Below are 14,387 nucleotides of genomic sequence, written 5' to 3'. Positions count from 1 at the left end.
CGCCGGGCGGCGGGCTTTTTGCGGAGCATGGCCAGCTTATTTCAGCCACAGGCGCATGGAATCCCATGCGCGGCCGAAGATCGACGCCTGTTCCACCGTTTCCAGCGCCACCACCGGCAGTTCCAGCAGCGGTTTGCCGTCCACCATCATCTTCAGCTTGCCCACGTTGGCGCCCGCCGGAACCGGCGCCACCAGCGGGTCCTTCCGTTCCAGCACAGGCTTCATCTTGGCAGCCACGCCCTTCGGCACGGTCACCATCACATCCTGGCGGAAGCCGATCTTCATGGTGTTCTGCGAACCCTTCCAGATCTGCGGCGTGTCGACCGCCTGGCCCTTGGCATACAGCTTCACGGTATCGAAATTCTGGAAGCCCCAGTTCAGCAGCTTCTGGCTTTCGGCCGTCCGCGTCGCATCCGAATTGGTGCCCATCACCACCGAGATCAGGCGGCGCTCGATGTTGCCGTTCGGGCGCTTGGCCGACGCCACCATGCAGTAGCCGGCCGATTCGGTGTGGCCGGTTTTCATGCCGTCCACGGTCGGGTCGAGCCACAGCAGGCGGTTGCGGTTCTGCTGCGTGATCTTGTTGTAGGTGAAGCTCTTGACCGAGTCGATCTTGTAGTACTGCGGGAATTCCTGGATCACGTGCTTGGCCAGGATCGACAGGTCGCGCGCGGTCGTAAAGTTGTCCGGGCTGGGCAGGCCGTGCGGGTTGGCGAAACGCGTATTGGTCATGCCGAGGCGTTTTGCCTCGCGGTTCATCAGCGTGACGAACGTGGCTTCATCGCCGGCCACCGCTTCGGCCAGTGCCACGGCGGCGTCGTTGCCCGACTGGACCATCAGGCCGTGCAGCAGGTCGTCGATCGATACGGGAACCGCCGGGTCGATGAACATCTTCGAGCTGGAGGAATCGACCTTCCAGGCACGCACGGAGACATTGACCTTCTGGTTGATGTCGAGCTTCTTGTCGCGCAGCGCCTCGAAGGTGAGGTAGGCGGTCATGATCTTGGTCAGCGACGCCGGCTCGACGCGCATGTTCGGGTCCTGCGCGGCGATCAGCTGGCCGCTGGTGGCATCGAGCAGCAGCCAGGACTTGGCGGCGATGGTCGGGGCAGGAATGGTTTGCGCGACGGCGGACGAAAGTAACAGGACACTGGAAGCCAGTGCCGCGAGCAGTTTTTTCATGGATCTGGAATCTCTATGTGGAGCGCCTAAGAAAGCGTGAAGCAGGGGGCCATTTTGCTCAGTGAAAAAATGGCCCGGACATTATAGGCGCTCACGCGTCTTCGGGGTCGTCCTTTTGCTGTTCCCGGCCCAGCCACAAGGCGATCACCCAGCTCTTGATGTGATTGAGCTTGCGGTGGAAGAAGTGGTCCGCGCCCGGGATCACCAGCACCGGCACATCCTGCGGACGTGCCCAGTCGAGCACGGCCTGCAGGGGGATCGTGTCGTCGTTCTCGCCGTGGATGAGGATCGTGTTCGGCGCGATATCGGCCATCTGCCACTTTCCGGCCGCCGCGCCCACCAGCACCAGGCCCTCGACCGGCGTACCGGCGGTGGCCAGGCGCTGCGCCAGCTGCGATTGCACATAGGTGCCGAACGAGAAACCGGTCAATGCCACCGGCAGGCCGGGAAACTTCTCGACCATGTGGTGGTACAGCAGTTCCATGTCGTCCGTTTCGCCATGGCCGCGGTCATGCTCGCCCTCGGACTGGCCCACGCCGCGGAAGTTGATGCGGGCCACCGCGTAGTCGAGCGCCACGAAGGCGCGCGCCAGCGTTTGCGCGACCTTGTTTTCCATCGTGCCGCCATACAGCGGGTGCGGGTGCGCCACCAGGGCGATCCCGCGCGGCTTCTTGCCGTCCAGCGGCAGGTCGAGCAGGCCTTCCATCAGGCCGGCGTTGCCCTGCATCGTGAAATGCTTGGTGTTCTTGTTCATCATTACTTGATCTTCAGCCTTTCCACCGGTTGGCCACCGACCAGGTGGCTGTCGATGATTTCATCGATGTCGGAAGTGTCCACGTAGGTGTACCACGTGCCCTCGGGATAGACGACCAGCACGGGACCGTGCTCGCAGCGGTCCAGGCAGCCGGCCTGGTTGATGCGCACGCCGCCGGCGCCATTGATGTCGAGCTGCTTGCAGCGCTTTTTCGCGTGCTTCTGCGCCTGCTCTGCGCCGCGCGGGCCGCAGCTTTCGCGGCCGTCTTCCCGCGTGTTCATGCAGAAGAACACGTGGTGCTTGAAATAGGGAGTCTCGCTCATGCTTGCCTCGTGATTGCCTCGAATTTGCGGCGATGTTGCTACGCTGTGCTGCGCCAGGTGCCGCGAATCCGAGGAGAAATTGCGTCGAATGTGCTTCGGTTTGCTTCCTGTGTGCCTTGCTGGAAGCCAGGCCGTAATGATACCCGCGATCAGGATTTATTGAGTTTATGGGATGGCAGCCACAGGAACCACAGTGCGCAGAAGGGCCACAGCAGGGAAAGGAACTGGGCTGCGCCATTGAAGTTCAGGAATTTTCCCTGCACCCACGCCTGCATGGTGGCGCTGAAGTAGGGATTCACGGGGGTGCTGTTGACGACCACGATGCCGAGCAGGATGGTGGCGATCGCCAGCCGCCGCTGCGCCACCATCGGCGCGAACGCCAGGCCCGCCACCATGATGCCGCCGATCAGGAAGCCGCCCTGGGCGCCGGGCGTGACCCAGGCGAACGCGTTGTCGGGCGTGAACAGCAGCGCCGAGGCCAGGGTTTTCGTCAGCACGGCCATGGCCAGCAGCACGGCCGCCAGCAGCACGCGCGGCGCGGGGCGGCGCATCAGGCACAGCAACGTGAGGGCGCCGCCGACCATGCCGCATGCGGTGATCATCGTTTCGGACAGCCAGTACTGCTCCACCGTCAGCTCCGGATCGGGGCGCACGTAGGCCAGCAGGTCGATATCCATTTCCAGCAGGTCGCTCAGCCAGCCGGACAGCGTTGGCAGCACCTGGCCCTGGCCGAACAGGAACGAGGTGGGGTAGATCTGCGCCAGCGGCCACAGGGCCACCAGCACCAGGCCCTGGCTGGCGTGCAGCGCGAACCAGCGCTGCCGCAGGCGGTACAGGTGGCTGGTATCGAGCAGCTTGCGGGCCGTGAGCACGCCGATCAGGCCACCGATCGCGCAGCCTGCCGTATTGGTATAGAAGTCGAGGTTCGACGATACGCGGCTGGGCAGGAAGGTCTGCACCGCTTCCATCAACCCGGAAACGAACGCGCCGAGCAGGGCCGCCGCGAGAAATGCCAGGATGCCGCGCAGCGCAGGGTGCAGCGCATAGGCGATCAGCATGCCGAACGGGATGTAGCCGATCACGTTGACCGTGGCGTCGAACTTCGTCCAGTAGCGCGGCATCGACGTGTGCTCGAGGAAGATGAGCGGCGACAGGCCCTGGTTGTGCCAGCCGGAGAACGGGTACCAGCTGGCGTAGATGATCAGCAGGAGGTAGGCGAGCAGGCTGGCGCGGGACACCGGCGAACCGCGCTTCGGCCGCGCGTCCGCAGGCGGTCCGCCCGGTCCCGGTGCTGGCGGAGGCGGTGGAGCGGGTGGCGTGCCCGCCGCCGTGCCGGCGCGTTCGTCCCCGGTCATGCTCAGCGCGGCGGCAGCGTGGCCAGCCAGGCGAGGAGATCGGCCGCGATCGCGTCCGACGTGGCGGCCAGCGCGCTGGCGCCACCGGCCGCGTCCGCGCTGGGCGCCGGAGCCGAACGGGTAAACGTGCGCTGGTCCACCAGCTGGTGGCCGCGGAACAGCGAGGCGCGCAGCGAAATGTGGGCGGTGCTTTCCGTGGCGCTGGCGAAGTTCTGCGAGAACTCGTCCATCTCCAGGCGCAGTACCGGCAGGCCGCCGGTGGCGTCGCTGATCGACAGCACCTTCACTCCACCCTGTGCGATGCGTGCCTTCAGCCGCTGCGACAGCAGCTGCAGCGGCGTGGCGGCCCAGCGGTTGTAGGCATAGGGCAGGGCCTGCTGCGCATTGGCGTATGCGAGGCGATAGAACATGCGGTCCGTATCGAGCGTGGCCGGGCCGCTCACGTCCGCCACGATCAGTGCGGGATAGCTGGCCGCGGCCGGCGTCGGCGTCACGGGAGCAGCCACCGGGCCGAAATCGAAGCTGGTGGGGGCCGGACCCTTGGTCGAGGCGCAGCCGGCCAGCAGGGCCGCCGCCAGCACGATGGCGGCGTTCCTGCACAGACGGTGGCGGAAGCGGAACTGTTTCATGGTGTGGTCGTTCATCGCGTGGTTTTCACTCCATCGTCACTTGGCAGGCGCCGCGAAGCCCGGTTCGCCGGGGCCTGGCGCCACATCCGGCGCGCCGAACAGGATGCTCTGCGGGCGGTCGTTCAGGGTATTCATCGTGCGGCGCACCGAGCGCATCGACGAGCGGGTTTCATCGGTCAGTGCCGTAATGCTCGGCAGCGTTTCCAGCTGCGCACCGGTGGTCACCGCTTCCACGCCATTGACGGCGCGGTCGACCGAGTCGCCGATGCGCGTCAGCGTGCCTTCCGGTCCGTGCAGGCTTTGCGACAGCGCCGTCACGTCCTGCGCGAGCGTATTGACGGAATCGATCGCGGTCTCCGCCTTCGCGGCCAGGGCGGGCAGCCGCTCGAAGGTCGGCTCCAGCTGGTCGGGCAGCGCCTTGTAGCGGTTGACGGTCTCGCTCACGTCGGAGAACGCGGCCAGGATCGTCTTGCGGTTTTCATCGCTGAGCAGGTCGTTGAGTTTCACCGTCACCTGTTCCGCCTGCGACAGGATCGCCGTGCCGCGCTTTTCCAGCTGGTCCAGCAGGCCGGGACGCAGCGGGATGCGGGCGGGATTCTGCTCATTGGTGGCCAGGCGCTGCGAACCCACCGATTCATCGTCCAGCTGGATATAAGCGATGCCGGTCACGCCCTGGTAGCCCAGCGTGGCGTAAGTGGTGCGTGTGATCGGCGTGGCCGGATCGATCGCCAGGTGGATCAGGATCTGCCCGGCCATCTTCGGATCGAAGTCGATGGCGTCCACCTTGCCCACCTCCAGCCCGCGGTAGCGCACGGCCGCCTGCGGGTTCAGGCCGGGCACCGCCAGCGTGGTCGCCAGCAGGTAGGGATCGTATTCCACGCGGTCGCGGTTGAACCAGATGCCGAACAGGACGGCAGCCGTCAGCAGTGCCAGCGTGAAGATGCCGGTCATGAAGGCGTGCGATCGGTTTTCCATGTGTACTCCTTGTCTGCTTGTTGTCTGCTCTCGGGGAGGGGCTATTGCAGCGCTTCGAGTGCGCGCTTGCCCCGGTCGCCGAGGAAGAACTCCTTGATGAACGGGTGGTCCACGCCGATCACGTCGCGCGTCGGCCCCACCGCGATCACGTGCTTTTCGGCGAGGACCGCGATGCGGGTGGACAGCGCGAACAGCGTATCCAGGTCGTGCGTCACCATCACCACCGTCAGGCCCAGCTCGCGGTGCAGCGACTTGATCAGCGAGACGAAGCTTTCCGAGCGGTCCGGATCCAGGCCGGCCGTCGGCTCGTCGAGGAACAGCAGTTTCGGCTCCAGTGCCAGCGCGCGGGCGAGCGCCACGCGCTTGACCATGCCGCCGGACAGGTCGGACGGCATCTTGTTGGCGTGCTCCGGCCCCAGGCCCACCATGTTCATCTTCAGCAGCACCGCATCGCGCACCAGCGCATCGGGCAGCACGCGCAGCTCGCGCATGGGCTGCGCGATGTTCTCGAATACCGTGAGGGCCGAATACAGCGCGCCTTCCTGGAAAAGCATGCCCCAGTGGTTGCGCAGCAGTTGCAGCTGGGCGGGCTTGGCCTGCGTGATGTCTTCGCCGAAGACGCGCACGCAGCCTTGCGATGGCCGCTCCAGGCCCAGCATCTGGCGCAGCAGCACCGTCTTGCCGGTGCCGGAACCGCCGACGATCGACATGATCTCGCCATCCTCGATCGTCAGGTTCAGGTCATTGTGGATGACGGTCTTGCCGAACCTGGTCTGCAGGCCGGTGATCTCCACGACAGGGACGCTGCCGTCCAGCGTCAGTTCGCTGGGCCCTGCCGGGCAGCTGCGGTCGATGTCCTCATCCGTTGCCATCAGAACCCCACCCCGTTGAAGACGATCGCGAACACGGCGTCGGCCAGGATCACCACGGTGATCGCGGTCACGACGGAAGTGGTGGTGCCGCGGCCCAGGCTTTCGGTGTTCGGCTGGATGCGCAGCCCGAAATGGCAGGACACCAGCGCGATCAGCATGCCGAAGACCGCGCCCTTGCCCAGGCCGATCATGTAGTTCGCCAGCGGCACCGCATCGGGCAGCTTCTGGATGAAGTAGCGGGCCGACAGGTTCAGTTCCAGCTTGGCCGATACCATGCCGCCGATCAGGGCCATCGTGTCGGTCCAGATCACCAGCAGCGGCATCGAAATCGCCAGGGCCACCACTTTCGGCATGACCAGGCGGAAGCCATGCGAGATGCCCATCACCAGCATCGCATCGAGTTCCTCGGTAACCCGCATCACGCCCAATTGCGCGGTGATCGACGAGCCGGAGCGGCCGGCGACCAGGATCGCGGCCAGCAGCGGGCCGAGTTCGCGGATGATGCTCATGCCGAGCAGGTTGACGAGGTAGATGTCGCCGCCGAAGTTGCGCAGCTGCTGCGCGGACAGATAGGACAGCACCACCCCGATCAGGAAGCCCACCAGCGCGGTGATGCCGAGGGCCTGGAAGCCGGCGTGGAAGATATTGGCGGAGATTTCCTTCCAAGGTCCGCGCTGCGGCGCGGCGACGAAGCGCCACAGGTCTTGCACCACCTGGCCGATCAGCCGTACAAAGCCTTGCAGGTGTTCGCCGAAATGCAGCACGCCACTGCCCAGCGTGGTGATCCAGTTCATGTGCAGGCCGCGCTGGCGGGGCAGCTCCAGCTTGCCCGTGGCCTCCAGCCGCTTGAAGAATTCCTCCTGGCCGGGCGCCAGCTTCAGGGTGGCGGGCCGCTGGTAGCCCCAGGCCTGCCAGAACAGCTGCGCGCCGATGTGATCCAGGCTGTCGATCGCGGAGAGGTCCCATTGCGCATCGGGGCCAGCCCGGCCCAGTTGCGTGGAAATCGCCTTCATTGTCTTGCGGTGAGCCAGCGCGTGGACCTGCCATGTGCCATCGGCGGTCACCGTCGCTCCCGCGGTGCCGCCGGGGTCAAAAGTTAAGGTTGGCTCTTGTGCAATGGGCATGTCGCCAGTGTAAGTGAGATTCGTTTCGTTCGCTACAGCCCCCGGCTCTACCGTGTGTCGGAGCGCGCTTACGTGCGTTCGGGGGGCTCAGGCGGCCAGGTGGCGCACCTGGCGCTGCGGGGCGGCCAGCGATGGTACCGGTGCCGCGGCTTTCTGCTTCACACCGTGGCCATCGCTCGCCAGCAGGGCGTCGACACCTTCGATACCCAGCTGGCGCAGGTACTTGCCGGTGAGCGCCGCGAGGCGATCCAGCGCGATGCGGTGGGTGGCATCGGTATTCGCATACAACCAGTCGGAGAAAGCCATGAAGCTGGCGAACGGGCGTTCGCCCAGCAGCACCGGCGTGACATGGGTGAAGCGGCCGGAATTCGCCACCAGGTCCCAGTAGCGGGCGAAGCGCACCAGGCGCTGCATGGTAGGGAAGTCGATATCCCGGTTCGCCAGGATCGTGTACGGCGGATGCGGGTCGAACACGAGGCCGAAGGCTTCCGTGTGCCGGATGATCGGCGTACCGCGCAGGCGCTTCAATATGCCGAACTGGATCTCATGCGGGCCGAGGGCCCACAGCTTGTCGAACCCCTCGGCAAAGCTCTCCACCGTTTCGCCGGGCAGGCCGGCGATCAGGTCGACGTGCATGTGCACATGCGAGTGCTCGCACAGCCAGCGGATGTTGGCGGCGGCCTTGCCGTTATCCTGCTTGCGGGAGATGTTCGCCTGCACCGTTGGATTGAAGCTCTGGATGCCGATCTCGAATTGCAACGCGCCGGGCGGAAATTTGGCGATGCCTTCCTTCAGCGCATCCGGCAGGTGATCGGGCACCAGTTCGAAGTGAGCGTACACCGGGTCCTCCGGGTTCGCGGCCAGCTTGTCGAGGAAGAACTGCATGATCTTCAGGCTGGTCTTGATGTTCAGGTTGAACGTACGGTCGACGAACTTGAACACGCGGGCGCCGCGCGCATGCAGCGCTTCCATCTCGGCCAGGAAGGTGTCGATATCGAATGGCCAGGCGGTTTTATCGAGGGCGGACAGGCAGAACTCGCACTTGAACGGGCAGCCGCGCGACGCTTCCACGTACAGCGTGCGGTGGGCGATATCGTCGTCGCTGTACAGGGCGTAGGGCAGGGCGATGTCGGCCATCGGTGGCTGTACGCCGGCGTGCACTTTCATGAGCGGCTTCGGCCCGTGCAGGATTTCGCCGCACAGCTTCGGGAACGTGACGTCGCCCCACCCGGTAACGACGTAGTCCGCGAGTTGCACGATGGGCTGTTCGTTCGTCTCGTGCGAGACCTCGGGGCCACCCAGGACGACGACGATGTGCGGGGCCACCCGTTTCAGCATCGCCACCAGTCTGGTGGTTTCTTCCACGTTCCATATATAGACGCCGAATCCCACGATCCTGGGGGCGTGTGCCAGGATGCGCTCCACCATCTCTGTTGTCTTCGCGCCGATGACGAACTCCTGGATGCGCGTTTCATTCTTGAGCTCGCCCATATTGGCGAGCAGATAACGCAGGCCCAGCGATGCGTGGGTATAGCGGGCATTGAGGGTGGAAAGCAGGATGGACATGAACTTCTCGGGGGGCGATCGCGGAATTGCGCATTTTACCCCTTGCGCGGCGGCAGGCGTTTCGTTATAGTTCTGTCCCTCGCAGCGAACAACGACGCAGCGAGATGTTGAAAGCGCAGTGATGGATACTGAGGCTGGAAACTGAGGGGGTTGACGAGCTGCACGAAGCACCGCATAATCTCATCTCTCTGCTGCTGACAAACACAACGATTTGTCGCCGGATGGAACGAAAGTTCACGAATCCGCAGCAAGCCCGAAGTTGAAATGCTTGGGCAGAATTCTTTAACAATCAACAGTCGATAAGTGTGGGCGTTTGATGTGATGTGCCCAGGACTTCGGTCCTGAAGCTCAAAATATATAGCATCAAACGCTTACACAAGTAATAAAACGTAATCATCTTCGGATGATTCGTCAGTATTCTTGAGTAAGTGACCTCCGATAGCAGTATCGGAAAAACAGAGATTAAACTGAAGAGTTTGATCCTGGCTCAGATTGAACGCTGGCGGCATGCTTTACACATGCAAGTCGAACGGCAGCGCGGGCTTCGGCCTGGCGGCGAGTGGCGAACGGGTGAGTAATATATCGGAACGTGCCCAAGAGTGGGGGATAACGTAGCGAAAGTTACGCTAATACCGCATACGATCTAAGGATGAAAGCAGGGGACCGCAAGGCCTTGTGCTCCTGGAGCGGCCGATATCTGATTAGCTAGTTGGTGAGGTAAAGGCTCACCAAGGCGACGATCAGTAGCTGGTCTGAGAGGACGACCAGCCACACTGGAACTGAGACACGGTCCAGACTCCTACGGGAGGCAGCAGTGGGGAATTTTGGACAATGGGGGCAACCCTGATCCAGCAATGCCGCGTGAGTGAAGAAGGCCTTCGGGTTGTAAAGCTCTTTTGTCAGGGAAGAAAAGGGTACGGCTAATATCCGTGCCTCATGACGGTACCTGAAGAATAAGCACCGGCTAACTACGTGCCAGCAGCCGCGGTAATACGTAGGGTGCAAGCGTTAATCGGAATTACTGGGCGTAAAGCGTGCGCAGGCGGTTTTGTAAGTCTGTCGTGAAATCCCCGGGCTTAACCTGGGAATGGCGATGGAGACTGCAAGGCTAGAGTTTGGCAGAGGGGGGTAGAATTCCACGTGTAGCAGTGAAATGCGTAGAGATGTGGAGGAACACCGATGGCGAAGGCAGCCCCCTGGGTCAAGACTGACGCTCATGCACGAAAGCGTGGGGAGCAAACAGGATTAGATACCCTGGTAGTCCACGCCCTAAACGATGTCTACTAGTTGTTGGGTCTTAATTGACTTAGTAACGCAGCTAACGCGTGAAGTAGACCGCCTGGGGAGTACGGTCGCAAGATTAAAACTCAAAGGAATTGACGGGGACCCGCACAAGCGGTGGATGATGTGGATTAATTCGATGCAACGCGAAAAACCTTACCTACCCTTGACATGTCAGGAACCTTGGAGAGATCTGAGGGTGCCCGAAAGGGAACCTGAACACAGGTGCTGCATGGCTGTCGTCAGCTCGTGTCGTGAGATGTTGGGTTAAGTCCCGCAACGAGCGCAACCCTTGTCATTAGTTGCTACGAAAGGGCACTCTAATGAGACTGCCGGTGACAAACCGGAGGAAGGTGGGGATGACGTCAAGTCCTCATGGCCCTTATGGGTAGGGCTTCACACGTCATACAATGGTACATACAGAGGGCCGCCAACCCGCGAGGGGGAGCTAATCCCAGAAAGTGTATCGTAGTCCGGATTGTAGTCTGCAACTCGACTGCATGAAGTTGGAATCGCTAGTAATCGCGGATCAGCATGTCGCGGTGAATACGTTCCCGGGTCTTGTACACACCGCCCGTCACACCATGGGAGCGGGTTTTACCAGAAGTAGGTAGCTTAACCGCAAGGAGGGCGCTTACCACGGTAGGATTCGTGACTGGGGTGAAGTCGTAACAAGGTAGCCGTATCGGAAGGTGCGGCTGGATCACCTCCTTTCTAGAGTCGGCACTGACCGCAAGGTCGTGCATCAAACGCTCACACTTATCGACTGTCGAATGAAGAAGAAACAGTAGCACCGCTAGGTACGCAAGTATCAACGACGCGGGTCTGTAGCTCAGCTGGTTAGAGCACCGTGTTGATAACGCGGGGGTCGTTGGTTCGAGCCCAACCAGACCCACCAAGTATCAAGCGCATGTAATTCCCTGGGGGATTAGCTCAGCTGGGAGAGCACCTGCTTTGCAAGCAGGGGGTCGTCGGTTCGATCCCGTCATCCTCCACCAAAAAGTCCAAACGTAAGTCGTCAGATTTAGGTTTGATCTTTTAGAGATCACTGCTGTTTCGTTCTTTAACAATCTGGAAGAAGTAAAGTTTTATTAAGCGTATTCAGCAATGAATACACTTAGGGTAGTGTTCCGAAAGGAACGCATACAAAAACTCATCAAACACAGTAGTAAATGCTTGAAGCTATAGCCGTCAAGGTTATAGGGACAAGTGAATAAGTGCACATGGTGGATGCCTTGGCGATTACAGGCGATGAAGGACGTAGAAGTCTGCGATAAGCTTCGGGGAGCTGACAAACGAGCATTGATCCGAAGATTTCCGAATGGGGAAACCCGGCCTTATAGGTCATCACTCACTGAATACATAGGTGTGTGAAGCGAACGCGGCGAACTGAAACATCTAAGTAGCTGCAGGAAAAGAAATCAACCGAGATTCCCAAAGTAGTGGCGAGCGAAATGGGAAGAGCCTGCATATGATAGTCGGACTGGTAGTGGAAGCCTCTGGAAATAGGCGCCATAGTGGGTGATAGCCCCGTACGCGAAACCAGACCGGTGGTACTAAGTATGCGACAAGTAGGGCGGGACACGAGAAATCCTGTCTGAATATGGGGGGACCATCCTCCAAGGCTAAATACTCGTAATCGACCGATAGTGAACCAGTACCGTGAGGGAAAGGCGAAAAGAACCCCGGGAGGGGAGTGAAATAGATCCTGAAACCGTGTGCATACAAACAGTCGGAGCGGACTTGTTCCGTGACGGCGTACCTTTTGTATAATGGGTCAGCGACTTACATTCAGTAGCGAGGTTAACCGAATAGGGGAGCCGTAGAGAAATCGAGTCCGAACAGGGCGCTAGTTGCTGGGTGTAGACCCGAAACCAAGTGATCTATCCATGGCCAGGTTGAAGGTGCGGTAACACGCACTGGAGGACCGAACCCACTAATGTTGAAAAATTAGGGGATGAGCTGTGGATAGGGGTGAAAGGCTAAACAAACTTGGAAATAGCTGGTTCTCTCCGAAAACTATTTAGGTAGTGCCTCAAGTATCACCATCGGGGGTAGAGCACTGTTATGGCTAGGGGGTCATCGCGACTTACCAAACCATTGCAAACTCCGAATACCGATGAGTGCGAGCTTGGGAGACAGACATCGGGTGCTAACGTCCGGTGTCAAGAGGGAAACAACCCAGACCGCCAGCTAAGGTCCCAAAGATTGGCTAAGTGGAAAACGAAGTGGGAAGGCTAAAACAGTCAGGATGTTGGCTTAGAAGCAGCCATCATTTAAAGAAAGCGTAATAGCTCACTGATCGAGTCGTCCTGCGCGGAAGATGTAACGGGGCTAAGCCAGTCACCGAAGCTGCGGATATCCGCAAGGATATGGTAGGAGAGCGTTCTGTAAGCCTGCGAAGGTGTCTTGTAAAGGATGCTGGAGGTATCAGAAGTGCGAATGCTGACATGAGTAGCGATAATGCGGGTGAAAAGCCCGCACGCCGTAAGCCCAAGGTTTCCTGTTCAACGTTCATCGGAGCAGGGTGAGTCGGCCCCTAAGGCGAGGCAGAGATGCGTAGCTGATGGGAAGCAGGTTAATATTCCTGCACCGTCGTATGATGCGATGGGGGGACGGATCGCGGAAGGTTGTCTGACTGTTGGAATAGTCAGTTTCTGGTTCATAGAAGGTGCTTAGGCAAATCCGGGCACATAATTCAAGGGACTGGGACGAGCGCCCACGTGGTGCGAAGCAATCGGAAGTGGTTCCAAGAAAAGCCTCTAAGCTTCAGTCATACGAGACCGTACCGCAAACCGACACAGGTGGGCGAGATGAGTATTCTAAGGCGCTTGAGAGAACTCGGGAGAAGGAACTCGGCAAATTGGTACCGTAACTTCGGGAAAAGGTACGCCCCAGTAGCTTGACCACTTTACTGTGGAAGGGTGACAGGGTTGCAATAAAATGGTGGCTGCGACTGTTTAATAAAAACACAGCACTCTGCAAACACGAAAGTGGACGTATAGGGTGTGACGCCTGCCCGGTGCTGGAAGATTAAATGATGGGGTGCAAGCTCTTGATTGAAGTCCCAGTAAACGGCGGCCGTAACTATAACGGTCCTAAGGTAGCGAAATTCCTTGTCGGGTAAGTTCCGACCTGCACGAATGGCGTAACGATGGCCACACTGTCTCCTCCCGAGACTCAGCGAAGTTGAAGTGTTTGTGATGATGCAATCTACCCGCGGCTAGACGGAAAGACCCCATGAACCTTTACTGTAGCTTTGCATTGGACTTTGAACCAATCTGTGTAGGATAGGTGGGAGGCTTTGAAGCGGGGACGCCAGTTCTCGTGGAGCCAACCTTGAAATACCACCCTGGTTTGTTTGAGGTTCTAACCTTGGTCCGTTATCCGGATCGGGGACAGTGCATGGTAGGCAGTTTGACTGGGGCGGTCTCCTCCTAAAGTGTAACGGAGGAGTTCGAAGGTACGCTAGGTACGGTCGGACATCGTGCTAATAGTGCAATGGCATAAGCGTGCTTAACTGCGAGACCGACAAGTCGAGCAGGTACGAAAGTAGGACATAGTGATCCGGTGGTTCTGTATGGAAGGGCCATCGCTCAACGGATAAAAGGTACTCTGGGGATAACAGGCTGATTCCTCCCAAGAGTTCATATCGACGGGGGAGTTTGGCACCTCGATGTCGGCTCATCACATCCTGGGGCTGTAGCCGGTCCCAAGGGTATGGCTGTTCGCCATTTAAAGTGGTACGTGAGCTGGGTTTAAAACGTCGTGAGACAGTTTGGTCCCTATCTGCCGTGGGCGTTGGAAATTTGAAGGGGGCTGCTCCTAGTACGAGAGGACCGGAGTGGACGAACCTCTGGTGTACCGGTTGTCACGCCAGTGGCATTGCCGGGTAGCTAAGTTCGGAAGAGATAACCGCTGAAAGCATCTAAGCGGGAAACTTGCCTTGAGATGAGATTTCCCGGAGCCTTGAGCTCCTTGAAGGGTCGTTCGAGACCAGGACGTTGATAGGTCAGGTGTGGAAGTGCAGTAATGCATTAAGCTAACTGATACTAATTGCCCGTACGGCTTGTCCCTATAACCTTGACGGTTATGAATCAATGATGATTCCTCGCATTTACTCTGTGATGAGAGTTACCCTCGCTTTACTTCTTCCGGATTGAGCAGTGACGTTGCCCTATAGGGGACGGCACTGTGTACAAGTCATGCCTGATGACCATAGCAAGTCGGTCCCACCCCTTCCCATCCCGAACAGGACCGTGAAACGACTTTGCGCCGATGATAGTGCTGCAACCAGTGTGAAAGTAGGTTATCGTCAGGCTGTTA

The 14,387-nt window shown here is 59.9% G+C and carries 9 protein-coding genes, 2 tRNA genes and 3 rRNA genes; 5 read left to right on the top strand and 9 right to left on the bottom strand.

What is annotated here, in order from left to right:
* Positions 1 to 36: 36 nt before the first annotated feature.
* The 9 genes from OU994_RS00070 to OU994_RS00030 all read right to left on the bottom strand — a co-directional run bounded on the left by OU994_RS00070 (position 37) and on the right by OU994_RS00030 (position 8,780).
* Complete coding sequence (locus tag OU994_RS00070) at positions 37 to 1,182, bottom strand: D-alanyl-D-alanine carboxypeptidase family protein (protein ID WP_131148748.1); 1,146 nt, start codon at positions 1,180 to 1,182, stop codon at positions 37 to 39.
* Positions 1,183 to 1,273: 91 nt separating this feature from the next.
* Positions 1,274 to 1,936 carry an alpha/beta hydrolase gene (locus tag OU994_RS00065; RefSeq protein WP_131149438.1) on the bottom strand — a complete coding sequence of 221 codons (663 nt, stop codon included), beginning with the start codon at positions 1,934 to 1,936 and terminating at the stop codon, positions 1,274 to 1,276.
* A gap of 2 nt (positions 1,937 to 1,938) precedes the next feature.
* Positions 1,939 to 2,259: a ferredoxin gene (locus tag OU994_RS00060; RefSeq protein ID WP_131148749.1), complete on the bottom strand. Its 321-nt coding sequence runs from the start codon at positions 2,257 to 2,259 to the stop codon at positions 1,939 to 1,941.
* Between the two features lie 149 nt (positions 2,260 to 2,408).
* Positions 2,409 to 3,614 (bottom strand): VanZ family protein, encoded by a 1,206-nt coding sequence (locus tag OU994_RS00055; RefSeq protein WP_131148750.1) that lies wholly within the window; start codon positions 3,612 to 3,614, stop codon positions 2,409 to 2,411.
* Positions 3,615 to 3,616: 2 nt separating this feature from the next.
* A complete protein-coding gene (locus OU994_RS00050) occupies positions 3,617 to 4,258 on the bottom strand; it encodes an ABC-type transport auxiliary lipoprotein family protein (RefSeq protein WP_281609123.1) in 642 nt (213 codons plus the stop codon).
* A gap of 21 nt (positions 4,259 to 4,279) precedes the next feature.
* Positions 4,280 to 5,218: an MlaD family protein gene (locus OU994_RS00045; protein WP_281609122.1), complete on the bottom strand. Its 939-nt coding sequence runs from the start codon at positions 5,216 to 5,218 to the stop codon at positions 4,280 to 4,282.
* 41 nt (positions 5,219 to 5,259) lie between these two features.
* On the bottom strand, positions 5,260 to 6,090 hold the full coding sequence (locus tag OU994_RS00040) for an ABC transporter ATP-binding protein (protein WP_281609121.1): 831 nt from the start codon (positions 6,088 to 6,090) through the stop codon (positions 5,260 to 5,262).
* Positions 6,090 to 7,214, bottom strand: a complete 1,125-nt coding sequence (locus tag OU994_RS00035; protein WP_281609120.1) for an ABC transporter permease — start codon at positions 7,212 to 7,214, stop codon at positions 6,090 to 6,092. The genes OU994_RS00040 and OU994_RS00035 overlap by 1 nt, the downstream gene beginning before the upstream one ends.
* 87 nt (positions 7,215 to 7,301) lie before the next feature.
* Entirely contained in the window at positions 7,302 to 8,780 is a 1,479-nt protein-coding gene (locus OU994_RS00030; RefSeq protein ID WP_281609119.1) for a B12-binding domain-containing radical SAM protein, read from the bottom strand.
* Between the two features lie 464 nt (positions 8,781 to 9,244).
* Here OU994_RS00030 and OU994_RS00025 point away from each other — a divergent pair.
* The 5 genes from OU994_RS00025 (at position 9,245) to rrf (ending at position 14,382) form a co-directional block, all read left to right on the top strand.
* Positions 9,245 to 10,775 (top strand): 16S ribosomal RNA (locus OU994_RS00025).
* Between the two features lie 107 nt (positions 10,776 to 10,882).
* Positions 10,883 to 10,959 (top strand) — tRNA-Ile (locus OU994_RS00020).
* A gap of 24 nt (positions 10,960 to 10,983) precedes the next feature.
* Positions 10,984 to 11,059, top strand: a tRNA-Ala gene (locus OU994_RS00015).
* Positions 11,060 to 11,264: 205 nt separating this feature from the next.
* Positions 11,265 to 14,138 (top strand): 23S ribosomal RNA (locus OU994_RS00010).
* Between the two features lie 131 nt (positions 14,139 to 14,269).
* Positions 14,270 to 14,382: ribosomal RNA gene (gene rrf, locus OU994_RS00005) — 5S ribosomal RNA — on the top strand.
* The 16S, 23S and 5S rRNA genes sit together here with 2 tRNA genes alongside, the layout of an rRNA operon.
* The last annotated feature ends 5 nt before the right edge of the window (positions 14,383 to 14,387 follow it).

This window comes from Pseudoduganella sp. SL102 (assembly GCF_027856995.1).
GTDB classification, from domain to species: domain Bacteria; phylum Pseudomonadota; class Gammaproteobacteria; order Burkholderiales; family Burkholderiaceae_D; genus Rugamonas; species Rugamonas albidiflava.
Note: the sequence above shows the minus strand (reverse complement) of the source record. Positions and strands in the feature narration are given on the sequence as shown.

Coding starts and splice junctions, on each gene's coding strand:
- OU994_RS00060 (WP_131148749.1), bottom strand. CDS start 2,259: ATGAGCGAGACTCCCTATTTCAAGCACCACGTGTTCTTCTGCATGAAC.
- OU994_RS00065 (WP_131149438.1), bottom strand. CDS start 1,936: ATGAACAAGAACACCAAGCATTTCACGATGCAGGGCAACGCCGGCCTG.
- OU994_RS00040 (WP_281609121.1), bottom strand. CDS start 6,090: ATGGCAACGGATGAGGACATCGACCGCAGCTGCCCGGCAGGGCCCAGC.
- OU994_RS00030 (WP_281609119.1), bottom strand. CDS start 8,780: ATGTCCATCCTGCTTTCCACCCTCAATGCCCGCTATACCCACGCATCG.
- OU994_RS00035 (WP_281609120.1), bottom strand. CDS start 7,214: ATGCCCATTGCACAAGAGCCAACCTTAACTTTTGACCCCGGCGGCACC.
- OU994_RS00050 (WP_281609123.1), bottom strand. CDS start 4,258: ATGAACGACCACACCATGAAACAGTTCCGCTTCCGCCACCGTCTGTGC.
- OU994_RS00045 (WP_281609122.1), bottom strand. CDS start 5,218: ATGGAAAACCGATCGCACGCCTTCATGACCGGCATCTTCACGCTGGCA.
- OU994_RS00055 (WP_131148750.1), bottom strand. CDS start 3,614: ATGACCGGGGACGAACGCGCCGGCACGGCGGCGGGCACGCCACCCGCT.
- OU994_RS00070 (WP_131148748.1), bottom strand. CDS start 1,182: ATGAAAAAACTGCTCGCGGCACTGGCTTCCAGTGTCCTGTTACTTTCG.